At 38.3% G+C, this 13,087-nt stretch carries 13 protein-coding genes and 2 tRNA genes; 1 reads left to right on the top strand and 14 read right to left on the bottom strand.

Annotation, left to right across the window (positions count from 1 at the left end):
* Window position 1: 1 nt before the first annotated feature.
* The 5 genes from yhbH to queG all read right to left on the bottom strand — a co-directional run bounded on the left by yhbH (window position 2) and on the right by queG (window position 6,493).
* Window positions 2–1,180: a sporulation protein YhbH gene (yhbH, locus tag ACN6NE_RS13245; RefSeq protein WP_013055180.1), complete on the bottom strand. Its 1,179-nt coding sequence runs from the start codon at window positions 1,178–1,180 to the stop codon at window positions 2–4.
* 324 nt (window positions 1,181–1,504) lie between these two features.
* The gene (locus ACN6NE_RS13240) at window positions 1,505–3,400 is read right to left on the bottom strand and encodes a PrkA family serine protein kinase (protein ID WP_013055179.1); all 1,896 of its coding nucleotides are present in this window, start codon (window positions 3,398–3,400) and stop codon (window positions 1,505–1,507) included.
* 458 nt (window positions 3,401–3,858) lie between these two features.
* On the bottom strand, window positions 3,859–4,332 hold the full coding sequence (gene trmL, locus ACN6NE_RS13235) for a tRNA (uridine(34)/cytosine(34)/5-carboxymethylaminomethyluridine(34)-2'-O)-methyltransferase TrmL (protein ID WP_016762878.1): 474 nt from the start codon (window positions 4,330–4,332) through the stop codon (window positions 3,859–3,861).
* 64 nt (window positions 4,333–4,396) lie between these two features.
* Window positions 4,397–5,284, bottom strand: a complete 888-nt coding sequence (locus ACN6NE_RS13230) for an amidase domain-containing protein (RefSeq protein ID WP_129705936.1) — start codon at window positions 5,282–5,284, stop codon at window positions 4,397–4,399.
* A 72-nt stretch (window positions 5,285–5,356) separates the two neighbouring features.
* Window positions 5,357–6,493, bottom strand: coding sequence for a tRNA epoxyqueuosine(34) reductase QueG (gene queG, locus ACN6NE_RS13225; RefSeq protein WP_474325526.1), 1,137 nt, complete (start codon window positions 6,491–6,493; stop codon window positions 5,357–5,359).
* A gap of 129 nt (window positions 6,494–6,622) precedes the next feature.
* Between queG and ACN6NE_RS13220 the strand changes: the two genes are divergently transcribed.
* Window positions 6,623–7,288, top strand: a complete 666-nt coding sequence (locus ACN6NE_RS13220; RefSeq protein WP_129705932.1) for a B3/B4 domain-containing protein — start codon at window positions 6,623–6,625, stop codon at window positions 7,286–7,288.
* A gap of 115 nt (window positions 7,289–7,403) precedes the next feature.
* Here ACN6NE_RS13220 and ACN6NE_RS13215 read toward each other — a convergent pair.
* The 9 genes from ACN6NE_RS13215 to ACN6NE_RS13175 all read right to left on the bottom strand — a co-directional run bounded on the left by ACN6NE_RS13215 (window position 7,404) and on the right by ACN6NE_RS13175 (window position 13,076).
* Window positions 7,404–7,477, bottom strand: a tRNA-Gly gene (locus ACN6NE_RS13215).
* Between the two features lie 72 nt (window positions 7,478–7,549).
* Window positions 7,550–7,631: transfer RNA gene (locus ACN6NE_RS13210), tRNA-Leu, on the bottom strand.
* A 248-nt stretch (window positions 7,632–7,879) separates the two neighbouring features.
* Window positions 7,880–8,575: a hypothetical protein gene (locus ACN6NE_RS13205; protein ID WP_474325524.1), complete on the bottom strand. Its 696-nt coding sequence runs from the start codon at window positions 8,573–8,575 to the stop codon at window positions 7,880–7,882.
* 28 nt (window positions 8,576–8,603) lie between these two features.
* Entirely contained in the window at window positions 8,604–9,182 is a 579-nt protein-coding gene (locus ACN6NE_RS13200; protein ID WP_474325522.1) for a hypothetical protein, read from the bottom strand.
* A complete protein-coding gene (locus tag ACN6NE_RS13195) occupies window positions 9,179–9,598 on the bottom strand; it encodes a DUF6941 family protein (protein WP_474325520.1) in 420 nt (139 codons plus the stop codon). The genes ACN6NE_RS13200 and ACN6NE_RS13195 overlap by 4 nt, the downstream gene beginning before the upstream one ends.
* 256 nt (window positions 9,599–9,854) lie before the next feature.
* Window positions 9,855–11,579, bottom strand: a complete 1,725-nt coding sequence (locus tag ACN6NE_RS13190; RefSeq protein ID WP_474325518.1) for a hypothetical protein — start codon at window positions 11,577–11,579, stop codon at window positions 9,855–9,857.
* On the bottom strand, window positions 11,551–11,847 hold the full coding sequence (locus tag ACN6NE_RS13185; protein ID WP_474325516.1) for a hypothetical protein: 297 nt from the start codon (window positions 11,845–11,847) through the stop codon (window positions 11,551–11,553). Before ACN6NE_RS13185 ends, ACN6NE_RS13190 begins: the two co-directional genes overlap by 29 nt.
* 349 nt (window positions 11,848–12,196) lie before the next feature.
* Window positions 12,197–12,592, bottom strand: coding sequence for a phBC6A51 family helix-turn-helix protein (locus tag ACN6NE_RS13180; RefSeq protein WP_474325514.1), 396 nt, complete (start codon window positions 12,590–12,592; stop codon window positions 12,197–12,199).
* A 136-nt stretch (window positions 12,593–12,728) separates the two neighbouring features.
* Window positions 12,729–13,076 carry a hypothetical protein gene (locus ACN6NE_RS13175; RefSeq protein WP_474325513.1) on the bottom strand — a complete coding sequence of 116 codons (348 nt, stop codon included), beginning with the start codon at window positions 13,074–13,076 and terminating at the stop codon, window positions 12,729–12,731.
* Window positions 13,077–13,087: the final 11 nt, after the last annotated feature.

Below are 13,087 nucleotides of genomic sequence, written 5' to 3'. Positions count from 1 at the left end.
GTTAAGCATATTTCTGGTCTTCTGTTTCTTTTCTAAAAAAGCTTTTCATCGCGTGAAAAACGTCTGATTTTTGTTTTAAAATAAAGTGTCTAAAACTTTCGTCTTGAATATTTTTGTAAGCAGACATTAAAGTGGAATGTCGATTGTACTGATTCACTTCCCCATATCCAAACATATTTGACACTTTCATTAATTCATTTACTAACTTTACACACCTTGCGTTATCTGAAGTTAAGTTATCGCCATCTGAAAAATGAAACGGGTAAATATTATAGCGGCTCGGATCATACTTTTGGTTAATTAATTCAAGCGCTTTTCGATAAGCAGATGAACAGATGGTTCCTCCGCTTTCTCCTTTGGAGAAGAAGTCTTCTTCTGATACTACTTTTGCCTCTGTATGATGCGCAATAAATTCAATTTCCACCGTTTCATATTTCGTACGTAAAAAGCGTGTCATCCAAAAGAAAAAGCTTCTTGCCATATACTTTTCCCATATGCCCATCGAACCGCTCGTATCCATCATAGCTAAGACGACTGCTTTCGATTCTGGCTTTATAACTTCATTCCACGTTTTGAATTTTAAATCCTCCGGATAAATAGGATGAAAAGCGGCCTTTCCTGTCATTGCATTTCGCTTATAAGCGCTCATCATCGTTCGTTTTTTATCAATATTCCCCATCAAACCTGTACGTCGTATATCATTAAACTCAATGTGTTCCACAACAATTTGATCAGATTCTTTTCGCTGAAGATTAGGCAGTTCTAATTGAGCAAATAAAGCCTCTTGAAGCTCCATAAGAGACACTTCTGCTTCAAAGTAGTCTTCTCCAGCCTGGTCACCTGCTCCTTGACCTTTTCCTGCTCCTTTTTGACCATCTCCAGCAGATCCATCACGTGCTACTACATCCCCAACTTTACTGTCTCCATCACCTTGACCCACATGTTTGTTTTTATCATAATTGTACCGAATTCGATATTCATCCAATGATTTGATCGGAATTTTAACAACTTCTCTTCCATTGGACATCACGATATTTTCTTCTGTAATTAAATCCGGTAAATTATTTTTAATTGCTTCTTTAATTTTTTCTTGATGTCTTTTTTGATCATCGTGGCCTTTACGATGGAGGGACCAGTCTTCTTTTGAGACAGCAAAACTTTTATCTACTTCTTTTCCCACGCTATTCCCCTCCTTATTTAAAAAACACCTGCACGTTTTTACTCGGCATGCATAAGCTATACCGAAAGTTTCTGACAAATACCTTTAGTTCAAAGGTTGGTTACTCTTATCCTATGCGCAAGAATGGTATACTTGCTAACTAATTCTTTCACTATTAACTATTCATTTTATAGTGTCTAGTGTCATGTATATGTTTATGACTTATCATATGAGGGTTAAGTGCAATGTGTACTACACATTAGCCTAATTATGCAGAGTTTATTTTAAGAGATAAGAAAAACATGGCACAAATCGGAAGTGCCATGTTTTCTTGTTAGTACTGAGTTATCGATTTAACAAACTTCCTACATAGCGCAGCAGTTCATTAGCAGATACTGAATTGTATCCATGCTCATCAATCAATCGGGCCACTACTTCATTTACTTTCTTCAGCTGCTGCTCATCTGGTGTTTTAGTGGACGTTGTAATTTTCACTACGTCTTTTAAATCCGCAAACAATTTTTTCTGAATCGCTTCGCGTAAGCGCTCATGGGAATTATAATCAAATCGTTTTCCTTTACGTGCATAAGCCGAAATACGAATTAAGATTTCTTCACGGAATGCTTTTTTTGCATTTTCCGAAATACCAATTTGTTCTTCAATTGAACGCATTAATTTATCATCTGGATTTAACTCTTCTCCTGTTAGCGGATCACGAAGCTTATTTTTGTTGCAGTATGCTTCGACATTATCTAAATAATTATCCATTAATGTTTTAGCAGACTCTTCGTACGAATAAACGAACGCTTTTTGCACTTCTTTTTTAGCAATTTCATCATATTCTTTACGCGCCAGAGAAATATAATTCAGGTAACGCTCTCGGTCCTCAGCAGAAATAGACGCATGCTGTGCTAACCCTTCTTTCAATGAACGCAGTACATCTAATGCATTGATTGATTTAATATCTTTTCGAATGATGGTAGATGAAATGCGATTAATGACATAACGAGGATCAATACCACTCATTCCTTCATCCGTATACTCTTTTTGTAACTCTTCTACGTCTGCATCGTTATAGCCTTCTACAGATTGACCGTCGTACAGGCGCATTTTCTTTAATAAATCGATATCACCTTTTTTAGGCTCTTTTAATCTCGTTAATGTAGTAAAGATAGACGCAATACGTAACGTATGAGGGGCAATATGAACATCTGATACGTCACTTTCACGAATCATTTTGTCATAAATTTTTTCCTCATCACTCACTTTTAAGTTATATGGAACAGGCATTACAATAATTCGTGAATGCAAAGCTTCATTTTTCTTATTGGAAATAAACGAGCGATACTCTGTTTCATTTGTATGCGCTACGATTAATTCATCTGCACTAATTAAAGCAAATCTTCCTGCTTTAAAGTTTCCTTCTTGGGTTAAAGAGAGTAAATGCCATAAAAATTTCTCATCACATTTTAACATCTCCTGGAACTCCATCATTCCCCGGTTTGCTTTATTAAGCTCTCCGTCAAAGCGGTAAGCACGCGGATCTGACTCAGATCCATACTCTGCAATTGTTGAAAAGTCAATGCTTCCTGTTAGGTCGGCAATGTCTTGAGATTTCGGATCAGAAGGACTGAACGTTCCAATTCCAGTTCGTTTGTCCTCTGAGAAGAAAATGCGTTCGATAATGACGTCTTCAATTCTGCCGCCATACTCTTCCTCTAATCGCATTGTATTTAAAGGAGATAAGTTTCCTTCGATTCGGATACCATACTCTTCAAAGAAGTCTTTACGTAAATGATGTGGAATTAAATGCAGCGGATCTTCATGCATTGGGCATCCTTTAATAGCGTAAACAGCTCCTCGATCAGTAAGCGAATAAGCTTCAAGCCCTCTTTTTAACATGGTCACTAGCGTCGATTTACCACCACTTACTGGACCCATTAAAAGTAAAATACGTTTACGAACATCTAAACGCTTTGCAGCTGGATGAAAATATTCTTCCACCAAGCGTTCTAGCGAATCTTCAAGTCCAAACATTTGTCCACTGAAAAATTTATAATGTCTTTTACCATTTACCTCTTCAATTCCTGCATCCTTTATCATGTTGTATACTCTAGAGTGTGCAGGCTGAGCAATTAAAGGCTCATCTTTAATCAGCTTTAGGTACTCTTCAAATGTCCCTTCCCACTTAAGACGATTCTCTTCTTCGCGGTATCTTTCAACTTTCTTTAATATATCCATTAAAGGACCTCCCCTACTAGTTATGGTGCTAGTGAACAAGATTAATACAATCTATGCAGCAAAATGTTTGAACATGCTTTTTAAATTGTAAAATTCAGAAATTTGTCCTTGCTAGGCATTCACAGTGAAGTATTTATTAGCTATAATAAAAGAGTAAGAAGGAACGGTTAAACTTTGTTAGAGAACTTATGTCTCTAGAAAAGTTATTTTGTCATTATTATCATCATGAGATATGGGAAGTCGGTTTTAACTGCAGTAGCTGTATAATCCTTTTAATTAGATTGAGGAGGAAAATCAATGCGCTTACTTTTAGTATTAGGAGTAACAATTGCTTTTTTAGCATCCATCTTCAGAGCGGGATACAATGATAAACCGGGCGTTAAAAAATAACCACTACATATCATCGTCGACATAAATAAAAAAGCGAGGTTCAATAAAATTTGAACCTCGCTTTTTACTTAAGATAAACCAGCATAATTTTGTTGACGCAGCGCTTCATAGATTAAAATAGCTGCTGTATTAGATAAATTTAAAGAACGGACATTTTCTGTCATCGGTAAACGAAGACATCTTTCCATGTTCTCTTCAATAATGTGCTTTGGCAGACCCTTTGTTTCTCTTCCAAATACGAAGAAATGATCCTGCTCTAAGTCACTATAATCAAATGTTGTATGTGGCTGCTGACCAAATTTTGTGATGAAGTAGAAACCTGCTTCAGGATACTTTTCGAATACTTCTTCTAATGAATCATGATACACCACATTTACAAATTCCCAATAATCCAATCCAGCTCGCTTTAACATTTTATCATCTGTTGAAAAGCCTAATGGCCGAACTAAATGCAGCGTCGTATTTGTTGCTGCACATGTTCGCGCAATATTTCCTGTATTTGCTGGAATTTCTGGTTGAAATAATACTACGTGTACTCCCACAAATTTTCACCTCTGCTAACAAATCTATTCATCATTATACCACTAACTTGCTAAAACGAAAGTCTTACCGATCAACGATATGGAAAAAATCATACTTAATCTTTGGCGTGTAAGCCGTTGAATCTTCATAAGCCCAATATCTCATTCGACTATTATACGTGTTTGCATTCACAAGAGGCATACCGTGACCGTCTTTCGCTACAACAATCGTCGTATGATTCCATCTTCCATCTCCTTCAAAATCGTAGCAGATAACGTCTCCCGGGACAAGTTCGCTTGCTGAAGATCTCCTCACAGCCCGAAGTCCTGATTTGGAGTTACTTAAATAGCTGTGCATGGAATGAGCAACTGCCCAGCTATAGCTCCAGGCGTTCCCTCTCATCCACCATCCGTTTGCTTTTTTAGGATATCCCCGCATCGGCGCCTTTCCTGCATGCAAACACTGTGAGATATAGTTGGTGCAGTTTACCTCAAACTGCTTATAACTTTCATTAGGTTTATCCCAATATTTTTCTGCATACTGAACAGCCGCAAGACGATCATAATAAGAGGCTCTTTCTTCGTCTTCCTCTACTTCTTCTAAATCCATTTCAACCTCATCTTCAGAAAAGTCCTTTACCAGCAGCTCATCTTGAATAAGCGTATCTTTATAAAAAAGAGCTAAACGATCTTCAATTTCTTCTTCTATATAGAAAAAATCGTTTTGTTTTAAAAATGCCTGAATGTGCACCTTATATAATACTCTAGTTTCTTCCTGATCCGTATGAGCAGATTGAATAGAACCTTTCATATTACATTTTAAAACATCAACTTCTCTTTTTTTTATAAGAGACCGCTTTAGCTCACACTGCTGTTCAATGAAAGGCTTGAAGTCTTCATGCAGCTCACCTTTTACATAGCTGTCCGCACGCGCTTTAACTAAAGTATATAATACATTCCTTTTTGTTAGCATAATGTCACCACTTTTCTAAGCGTTTATTATACGCTATGACTCATTAGCTAACTTTATCAATAAAAATACGCTTTAGATCTCTTGAAGCATCTCTATACCTTTTGACATTTCTTCAATTACTTCTTGGTCCTTTTCTTGTTCTCTTAAGTTCATAAGTGTATCTAACGCTTCTTTATCGCCAATTTTGCCTAACGCCCATGCCGCTGTTCCTCGAATGACAGGGCGAACGTCATTTTTAATTAACTCAATTAAATCTGGAACGGCGGTTTGATCTTTAAAATGGGCCAGTGCAATAATGGCATTACGCTGAATTGGCTTTTTCCCTCTCCAAGACCCTGAAACATGTCCAAATTTCTCTTTGAACTCACGATTACTCATCGTTAAGAGCGGTTTTAATTTAGGCTTCGCAAGTTCTGGGTCAGGCTCCATCTCAGGGTGAAAATGAAAGTCTTTTCCTTTATTTTCAGGACACACAGTTTGACATGTATCACAGCCATATAAACGATTGCCTAATTTACTTCGAAATTCTTCATCTAAAAACCCTTTTGTTTGGGTTAAAAAGGCAATGCATCGCTGCGAATTCAGCTGACCGCCTGTTACAAGCGCACCCGTAGGACACGCATCAACGCACTTATTACAAGTACCACAACCGTCCTCTATCGGTTTATCAGGAGGAAACGGGATATCTGTAATCATTTCTCCTAAATACACGTAGGAACCGAATTCAGGTGTAATAATGGCACAGTTCTTACCGCTCCAGCCAATACCAGCTCTTTCTGCTACAGCTCGGTCCGACAGCTCGCCTGTGTCTACCATCGATTGAAGAATAACTGCAGGTACTTTTTCTTTTATGAAGGTTTCAAGCTTTTGAAGCCTATCACGTAGAACCGTATGATAATCTTGCCCCCAAGAAGCACGGCAAAAGATTCCTCGGCGATCTTCCTTTGTGCTCTTTGGTGCATCTTTTAATTTAGAAGGATACGCAAGTGCAATTGAAATAATAGATCTAGCTTTTGGAACAACTAATGTGGGATCTACTCTCTTTTCAATATCAGGTTCTTCAAAGCCCGAAGCATAACCTAACTCTTGCTGTGCTAACAATCGATTCTTTAACTCATCAAACATAGAAGCACTCGCAAATCCAATCTTATCGATTCCAATCTCTTTGCTGTATGAAATAATTTCTTCCTTCAACTGATACACATTCATAGTGAGTAATGGCCTCCTTTCTAAGAAATTCTATATATTCATGCATTGAACTGTTTTCTCACTCAATGAAATGATAGGATGGTATCTATAAACGAACAAATACTAATTATAATAGAAAGGATCAAAAAAATGAACTTTACATTATCACCCGCTATTAAACAGCTTTGCCCTTCTTTTAAAATGGGAATCATTCAGTATAAAAATATTGAAGTTGGTGATTCTCCTCAAATGCTAAAAGGACGTCTGCGCCTCTTTCAAGAGTCCATTTATTTCGACCTTGAGTCAAAAAAACTAACAGAATTCGAAGGTGTTAGCGAGTGGAGAAAGCTTTTCAAAACATTTGGAACTGATCCAAGTAAATACCGTCCTTCTATAGAAGCTTTAATTAGAAGAATAGGAAAACAAACGTATTTGCCTTCTATCAATTCTGCTGTGGACATTAATAACTTTTTTTCATTGCAATATGAAGTCCCAATTGGAATTTATGATTCCTCTAATTTAGAAGGCCCCATCGAATTTACTATCGGTAAAAAAGAAGAGTCTTATGAAGCTCTAAATGAACGTAACATTTCTTTAGAAAATAAAATCATTTCAAAAGATGCCATAGGAGCTTTCGGAAGCCCTTATGTCGATTCTAACCGAGCGTACGTAACTGAAAAGACAACACAAGCTGTACAGTTCATTTATTTAAAGCCTTCACTTTCAGAAGAACAGGCTTATAAACTAACTAAATCCCTAAGTGACATGTTCATTCAAATTCACGGCGGCGAAGCAACCTATCAAGTCATTAACTGATGTACCTAAATATAGCGTCTATCTTGAAAAGATAGACGCTATATTTACGCTAAAAATAAAAAACGCAACATCTCAGCTTTGAAAGCGAGACACTGCGTTGTGATAACAATATGTATGGAGCGGGTGATGAGAATCGAACTCACGACATCAGCTTGGAAGGCTGAGGTTTTACCACTAAACTACACCCGCAAATATTATCAAAATTTGTCGACCGATAAGTAAAAATAAAAACAGGAATCATCCTGTCAAGTAAAGCTAAAGTACCGATGGTCGGGGTCGAACCGACACTCCCGAAGGAACACGATTTTGAGTCGTGCGCGTCTGCCAATTCCGCCACATCGGCATGATATCGAGCTTTCTACTACGTTTGTTCCGTATTACTACGTACGATCACGTTCAAAAGCGATAATGTAATTATAGTACGATATAGCTACGGAGTCAACACCTTTTTCGAAAAAAATTGTCGAAGTATGTTTACGCTGGTTGTACGGTGGGTAAGTACGGATAAATTAGGCGAGTTTCTTCCATATTAATATGCACTCTGCATTTTACATTTAGATTATACAAGTTAACAATTAAAAAAGCCCCGCTTTACTCAGCAGGACTCTTTTCCATTTGCTTCGCTTCTTGTATAAAACCGTAAATTTCTTCTTCAGATAATTCTTTCCACGATTTTGGATATTGACGTGGATCTCGCTTTCTTCTATTCTCGTATTCTTGCTTTATAGCAAAAAATTCTTTCAATACTTCTTCTCGGTTTTCAGGGATAGCCACTCTCCCAAAATGATTACCGAAATGAGCTGACATCTGTTCAAGATAAGGAGAATTTAAGCGCAATCTATTTCCATGAACTTTACTATAGGTATTTAACAATTTCCAAGGTAAGGAAATAAGCGAATCAAAATGGACTATTTGATGTCCCATTTCAATTTCACCATATGATGGTTCTAATAAAAACAATTGGGATCTTTCTAGTTTAGATATAGGAACTAATTGCCCTTTACCAGCTTCAGACCTTCTAGCATCCTGGAGAGCAGCAACTAAGACCCACTCGAGTTTCGGCTTATCTTTTCCAGACCTTACTTCAAGATCACAAGCTTGATTTAAAACAATTATATTCGCTCTTTGTACTTGTGTTACTAATTCACGCTCTGCGATATCCTCAAAATCTGCAGGACCTAAATCATCGCTAGGGTAAATAGGAATAAACAAGGGACAATTAAAAAGTATATCTCCTTGAGAGATATTTTCTGTAGGTTTTATGATTTCATACCAATTATTTTCCATTCAAAACTTCCTTTATTATCTTTCTCGTTTAATCCAACGATGGAAATTTGAAATCTCCACCTGATATAACTCTACTTTTTACTTGTTTATCAATTTTAAACAACTGATTACCATTTCCGAAATCATCCCAATTGCTCTCCTCAAACTCTGTGCTCAAGGTAGGCTCAAAAAAACCAGCATTAATAACTTTGCTCTTAATTACTTTTTCATGTTTGAAGAGTGAAGGTTGGTTTAATTCCAACTCAATCGCCTCCTGACGAGTGCTTAACGGCACACCATAATTTGGTTTCGTCACAGTATATGAATAAGCAAAAGAACTTACTACATCTTTGTTATCAACAGTGAGCTTTTTTCCAGCCTCTACACGACCTGGTAAACTTTGAATGCGGAATCCATGTTCAGAACCAAGCGACGAAGAATGCTGGTTAATGGAAGCACCGGTAGAGGGAACAAATAGAGCTGTAGCTACAACCCCAGCTGTTTGAATAATTCTTTTTATATTCATTTTGTTATTTAATCGCTGATGAAAATTATTTCTAAAGGCATCAACATCTAAACTCTCTATTCTAAATACTGGGTTCACTACACTTGTCTGTAATTGAGTCATCTGCTTTCCACTCCCTTCACATCTATAGGAAATTCTCCTATTTTATCGTCATTAACAAATATTTCAGTTCTGTATTGTCCTTCTTGGCGGAATACTACATTTCTAAAATCAAAATTCAACATCATCCCATGCATATTAGGAGGCAAATTCCTTTGTTCATCTTCAGGAGCAGGTTTTGGCAAAGCTAAATTTCTAGTATCTATAAGTACACTTTCATCCGGCCCCAAAAATTTGACCCTAAAATTATTTTCAGAATTTAGTTCAATACCGAGCAAACCAAATACAAGTGAGAAAGAAAACATGCCTGGTACAAAAGCTGGCGTAAACACATGCATAGGTGCATTAATCACCATTTGACCATTCTGCGGGTTTGCTTCAGTTGATTCACAGTACATAAAAGTTGAAACTCTAGGCATAATAAATACCTCCATTAATACTTGTACAAATTAAAAGAATTATCTTCTTTAATAAAGTATTTCCATAAAATTTAGATACGAAACAATGAGTTGCGTATAGCTATATTATAACGTATCTTCTGCAAAACGATGTCGAATCTTGTCGTCCGCTTTTAATTTTCACATTAATGTAATAATAAACCAATATTTCATTTAATTAACTTAAGCCTCCTATCTATCAAAAGATAAGAGGCTTTTAACCAAAGCTCCTTCGCCATTATGCGCCAGCTTCCCCAGCCAAGTAGATTTGTCTCGCAAGTGCAGAAGCGATTTTACTAATATCAGCCTCTTCACGCACTGTAAACGTGTTACCTTGAATGATTACGTTACCGCCTGCACCTTTTGCATATTGACGGTTCTCTTTTGCTGTTAATACACGCTCATTCTTATGCAACGTTGCTTGGTAACCGTTATAGGGAACGCGTGCTAAACCGTGATAATGCTTTTTACCCGATTTTCCTCCGCCACCTAGACCGGCTTTAATACTTCCGATACTCGGCAACTTAATACTCGGCATTTTGAACGAGGTTACCGCGCTTTTAAACGATTTCCATTTCGCTTGTACGCCGGCGATCCAACTCTTAACGGATCCGAATACGGAAGCTGCTTTACTTTTTATGCTATCCCAATTACTCATGATTCGAATACCTGCCGAAACGATTTGACCGAATGGACCTGGTAAGTTTGTAAGAACCGATCGTAATACGCCCATTTTATTCCAAAGCTCAATCGCTTTTCTCTTCACGGTATCCCAATTTTTATAAAGTAAGATTCCCGCCGCAACTAAGCCTAAAGCCGCCGCAACAAGCCCGATAGGATTGGCGTATAGTGCTGCCGAAAATAGGAGCATCGCCGTCCGAGCAATCGTTATCGCATTCTTAAACGCAGTAACAAAGGCTGTTATCTTCGGAATGATCGTTAGTGTAATCATCGCTGCTTTAACGCCAAGAACAGCACCGGCTAATCCTAATACGATTTCCTTCGAAGAGGTCGCTTTTTCAATAAAACTACTCAACCCTTCCGCAGCTTTGAGGACGACCGGACCTAACGGCGCCAAGGCTATAACGATGTTACCTACCGAATTAACTACGGTGGTCAGTATGTTCATCAAAGTAGGCCCGTTGGTTTTAACGTAGTCTATAAACGTCTTAAAGCCTTGCGATTGGCTTAGGCTTGCCGACCATTCTTTGAATCGTTGAGTGAGCCGGACGAGACTTTGTTCCATGCCCACCCCGAGAGGCGCGAAAGCCCGTAAAAGATTCGCTACGCCTGCCAATGTATTTCCGGCCATTTGTGCAAAGTTACTCAGACTATTAGCAGCGTTTGTGTTCAACCAACCGAAAAACTTAGAGGCTGAGGCGCTGTCTAAAGACCTATTGAAGCCCTGCATCAGTTCCGTTACTACAGCAGCTGTATTCGAGATAGTAGGCGTTAACTTGGTGAATATCTTCTGAGTAGCGTCTAAGCCTTCGGAAAAGGCCTTGAATATTGGTTTTTCAAACTGCTTCGTAAGATCGCTCCAAAACGACTTAAATTCGGTTAAATCCTTTAAAGCTCCCCGTTGTTCCGCACTCATGCCTTTATATAACGCTGCGAGCTCTTTCTGCGCTGCTACCCGCTCTTTTACAGAACTAGCCTGATCGATTTTTTCTTGAATCTTTCCCAACTCTTCAGAGGCGTCAAATACCTTCGTCAATGCAGACGTAGCAACGACACCATACGCAACAGCACCAGCGCCTGCCGCTGCGAAACTAGCGCCTAATGCACCAACGGCAGCTACACCGACGGCTGAGGTTGTGGACATCGCAGCGCCAAGACCTGTCATTGCAGCGCTAGCATTCGATACTGACCTTTTCGTTAATTCTAACTGCTTTGTAATCATTTTCATCTTGGCGGACATTTTGTCCTTTAATTCAATAACAGCCGTAAGATTGTATGCCACACTTTTCCAACTCCTTTCTTAATCGTCCTATTTCCATCGTTTTGTCATATACCTTTTCATACGTAACACCCATACGGAACATATAAGTGAAGGCTGTACACTGGTCTATAAGGCGTAATCCTAACTTGCGCAGCTTAGCATCCGGTTGTTGCTCGAAATACTCACGGAACTGCTGAACGTCTTTGATATGCTGTTCTGGCATGTTCAATAGCATAGAATCACCTAACGCTTGAACGGCCTCATCAAATTCGATTAGTTGTTTATCCATCGTTACACTTCCTTTTAAATTTTTATAAACACAAAAAAGCCCGCTATAATTAGCGAGCAAATAAGTTAATATATTTAATTAGTTAGTTAGAAAAACAGTGATTTTGTTAACATAATAACGAGAATCCAGAGACTCAGTGCCATGGGTACTGCGAAATACATTCCTTTTAAAAGAGAACTTTCAAATTCGTACATGTTAACACCGCCTTTTGTTATAAGCAAATTATAACATGTAAGCGCATTCATAGATATAATATTTTGAATTTTCAGGTTATATAATATCTACAAATATCTACAAATATCGACAACATAAGACCTTTGGCATAGGAGAGCCAGCGTAAGCCAGCCCGTTAATGTTCAATGTCGCTTTCTTCTTCTAGTCGCTTAGCAAACGCGGCAATCTCATCGTCAATTTTGTTATAATCGACGCCGTTACTAGCGCTTGAGATTTCTCGTTCAACGATATGCTTGTCGGTTAACATACCTTGCATCTGAAGTAATAGCTTAGCCATCGCTGCTGATCGATCATTGATAGCCACGTCATACATTCTTTCAATGAGCAAACCTAAGCGATTTTGACTATGACGCGTTGCTGCTTTACGTAATTCGCTTTGGAAAAGGTCCTCTTTCGTCCAGTTGGTGATTGTATTCCTATGAACGCCTAGTTCCTCAGCAATTTCTACGTTCTTTTTACCTTCAAGTAATAATCCGATAGCTTTGTACTGATTTTCATTTAGATATTTCATTTTGTCTTCTCCTTTCAGATGACGCCTTAAAGGGCGTTTTTAGGGTTTCATATATAAATATTAGTAGCGCATTAAAAACGTCATATCAGGGGGAATAGACGTTTAAAACACGCTTCTAATTTGATAAACCGTCATTCTATAACGCTCGTTTCTTCCGTTCTTCTCGGTATTGTCTGTTACGCTTGTTTCGCTTCACTCGCTCGATCTCTTTAGCGCAGGTCACACAGTAGATTTGACGCCCGCCAGTACGATTAAACTGAGTTCCGCAATTCTCGCAGCATGGCCGACTATCCGTTTTGCCTCGAGACGCATGATAACGTCTCTCCAACGCTGGCTCAGACGGAAGCACCGATGTCTCAAACCAGCTGCACCTACGTATATCTGCGTTTGGACTTCCGTATAAACATGTACGGTCAGTTATAAGACATCGCCCATCTCCGTAGTTAGCACAACGATTTTGAGCAAGTTTTAAAATTTCGTTCATTATTTTCTCCT

This window comes from Priestia sp. 53B2 (genome assembly GCF_056099005.1).
Note: the sequence above shows the minus strand (reverse complement) of the source record. Positions and strands in the feature narration are given on the sequence as shown.

Bases quoted from the DNA above. Each gene is read 5' to 3' on its own strand.
- ACN6NE_RS13230 (WP_129705936.1), bottom strand. From the start codon at position 5,284: ATGCTAACAAAAAGGAATGTATTATATACTTTAGTTAAAGCGCGTGCG.
- ACN6NE_RS13220 (WP_129705932.1), top strand. From the start codon at position 6,623: ATGAACTTTACATTATCACCCGCTATTAAACAGCTTTGCCCTTCTTTT.
- ACN6NE_RS13185 (WP_474325516.1), bottom strand. From the start codon at position 11,847: ATGGATAAACAACTAATCGAATTTGATGAGGCCGTTCAAGCGTTAGGT.
- queG (WP_474325526.1), bottom strand. From the start codon at position 6,493: ATGAATGTGTATCAGTTGAAGGAAGAAATTATTTCATACAGCAAAGAG.
- ACN6NE_RS13200 (WP_474325522.1), bottom strand. From the start codon at position 9,182: ATGACTCAATTACAGACAAGTGTAGTGAACCCAGTATTTAGAATAGAG.
- ACN6NE_RS13205 (WP_474325524.1), bottom strand. From the start codon at position 8,575: ATGGAAAATAATTGGTATGAAATCATAAAACCTACAGAAAATATCTCT.
- ACN6NE_RS13175 (WP_474325513.1), bottom strand. From the start codon at position 13,076: ATGAACGAAATTTTAAAACTTGCTCAAAATCGTTGTGCTAACTACGGA.
- ACN6NE_RS13180 (WP_474325514.1), bottom strand. From the start codon at position 12,592: ATGAAATATCTAAATGAAAATCAGTACAAAGCTATCGGATTATTACTT.
- ACN6NE_RS13240 (WP_013055179.1), bottom strand. From the start codon at position 3,400: ATGGATATATTAAAGAAAGTTGAAAGATACCGCGAAGAAGAGAATCGT.
- ACN6NE_RS13195 (WP_474325520.1), bottom strand. From the start codon at position 9,598: ATGCCTAGAGTTTCAACTTTTATGTACTGTGAATCAACTGAAGCAAAC.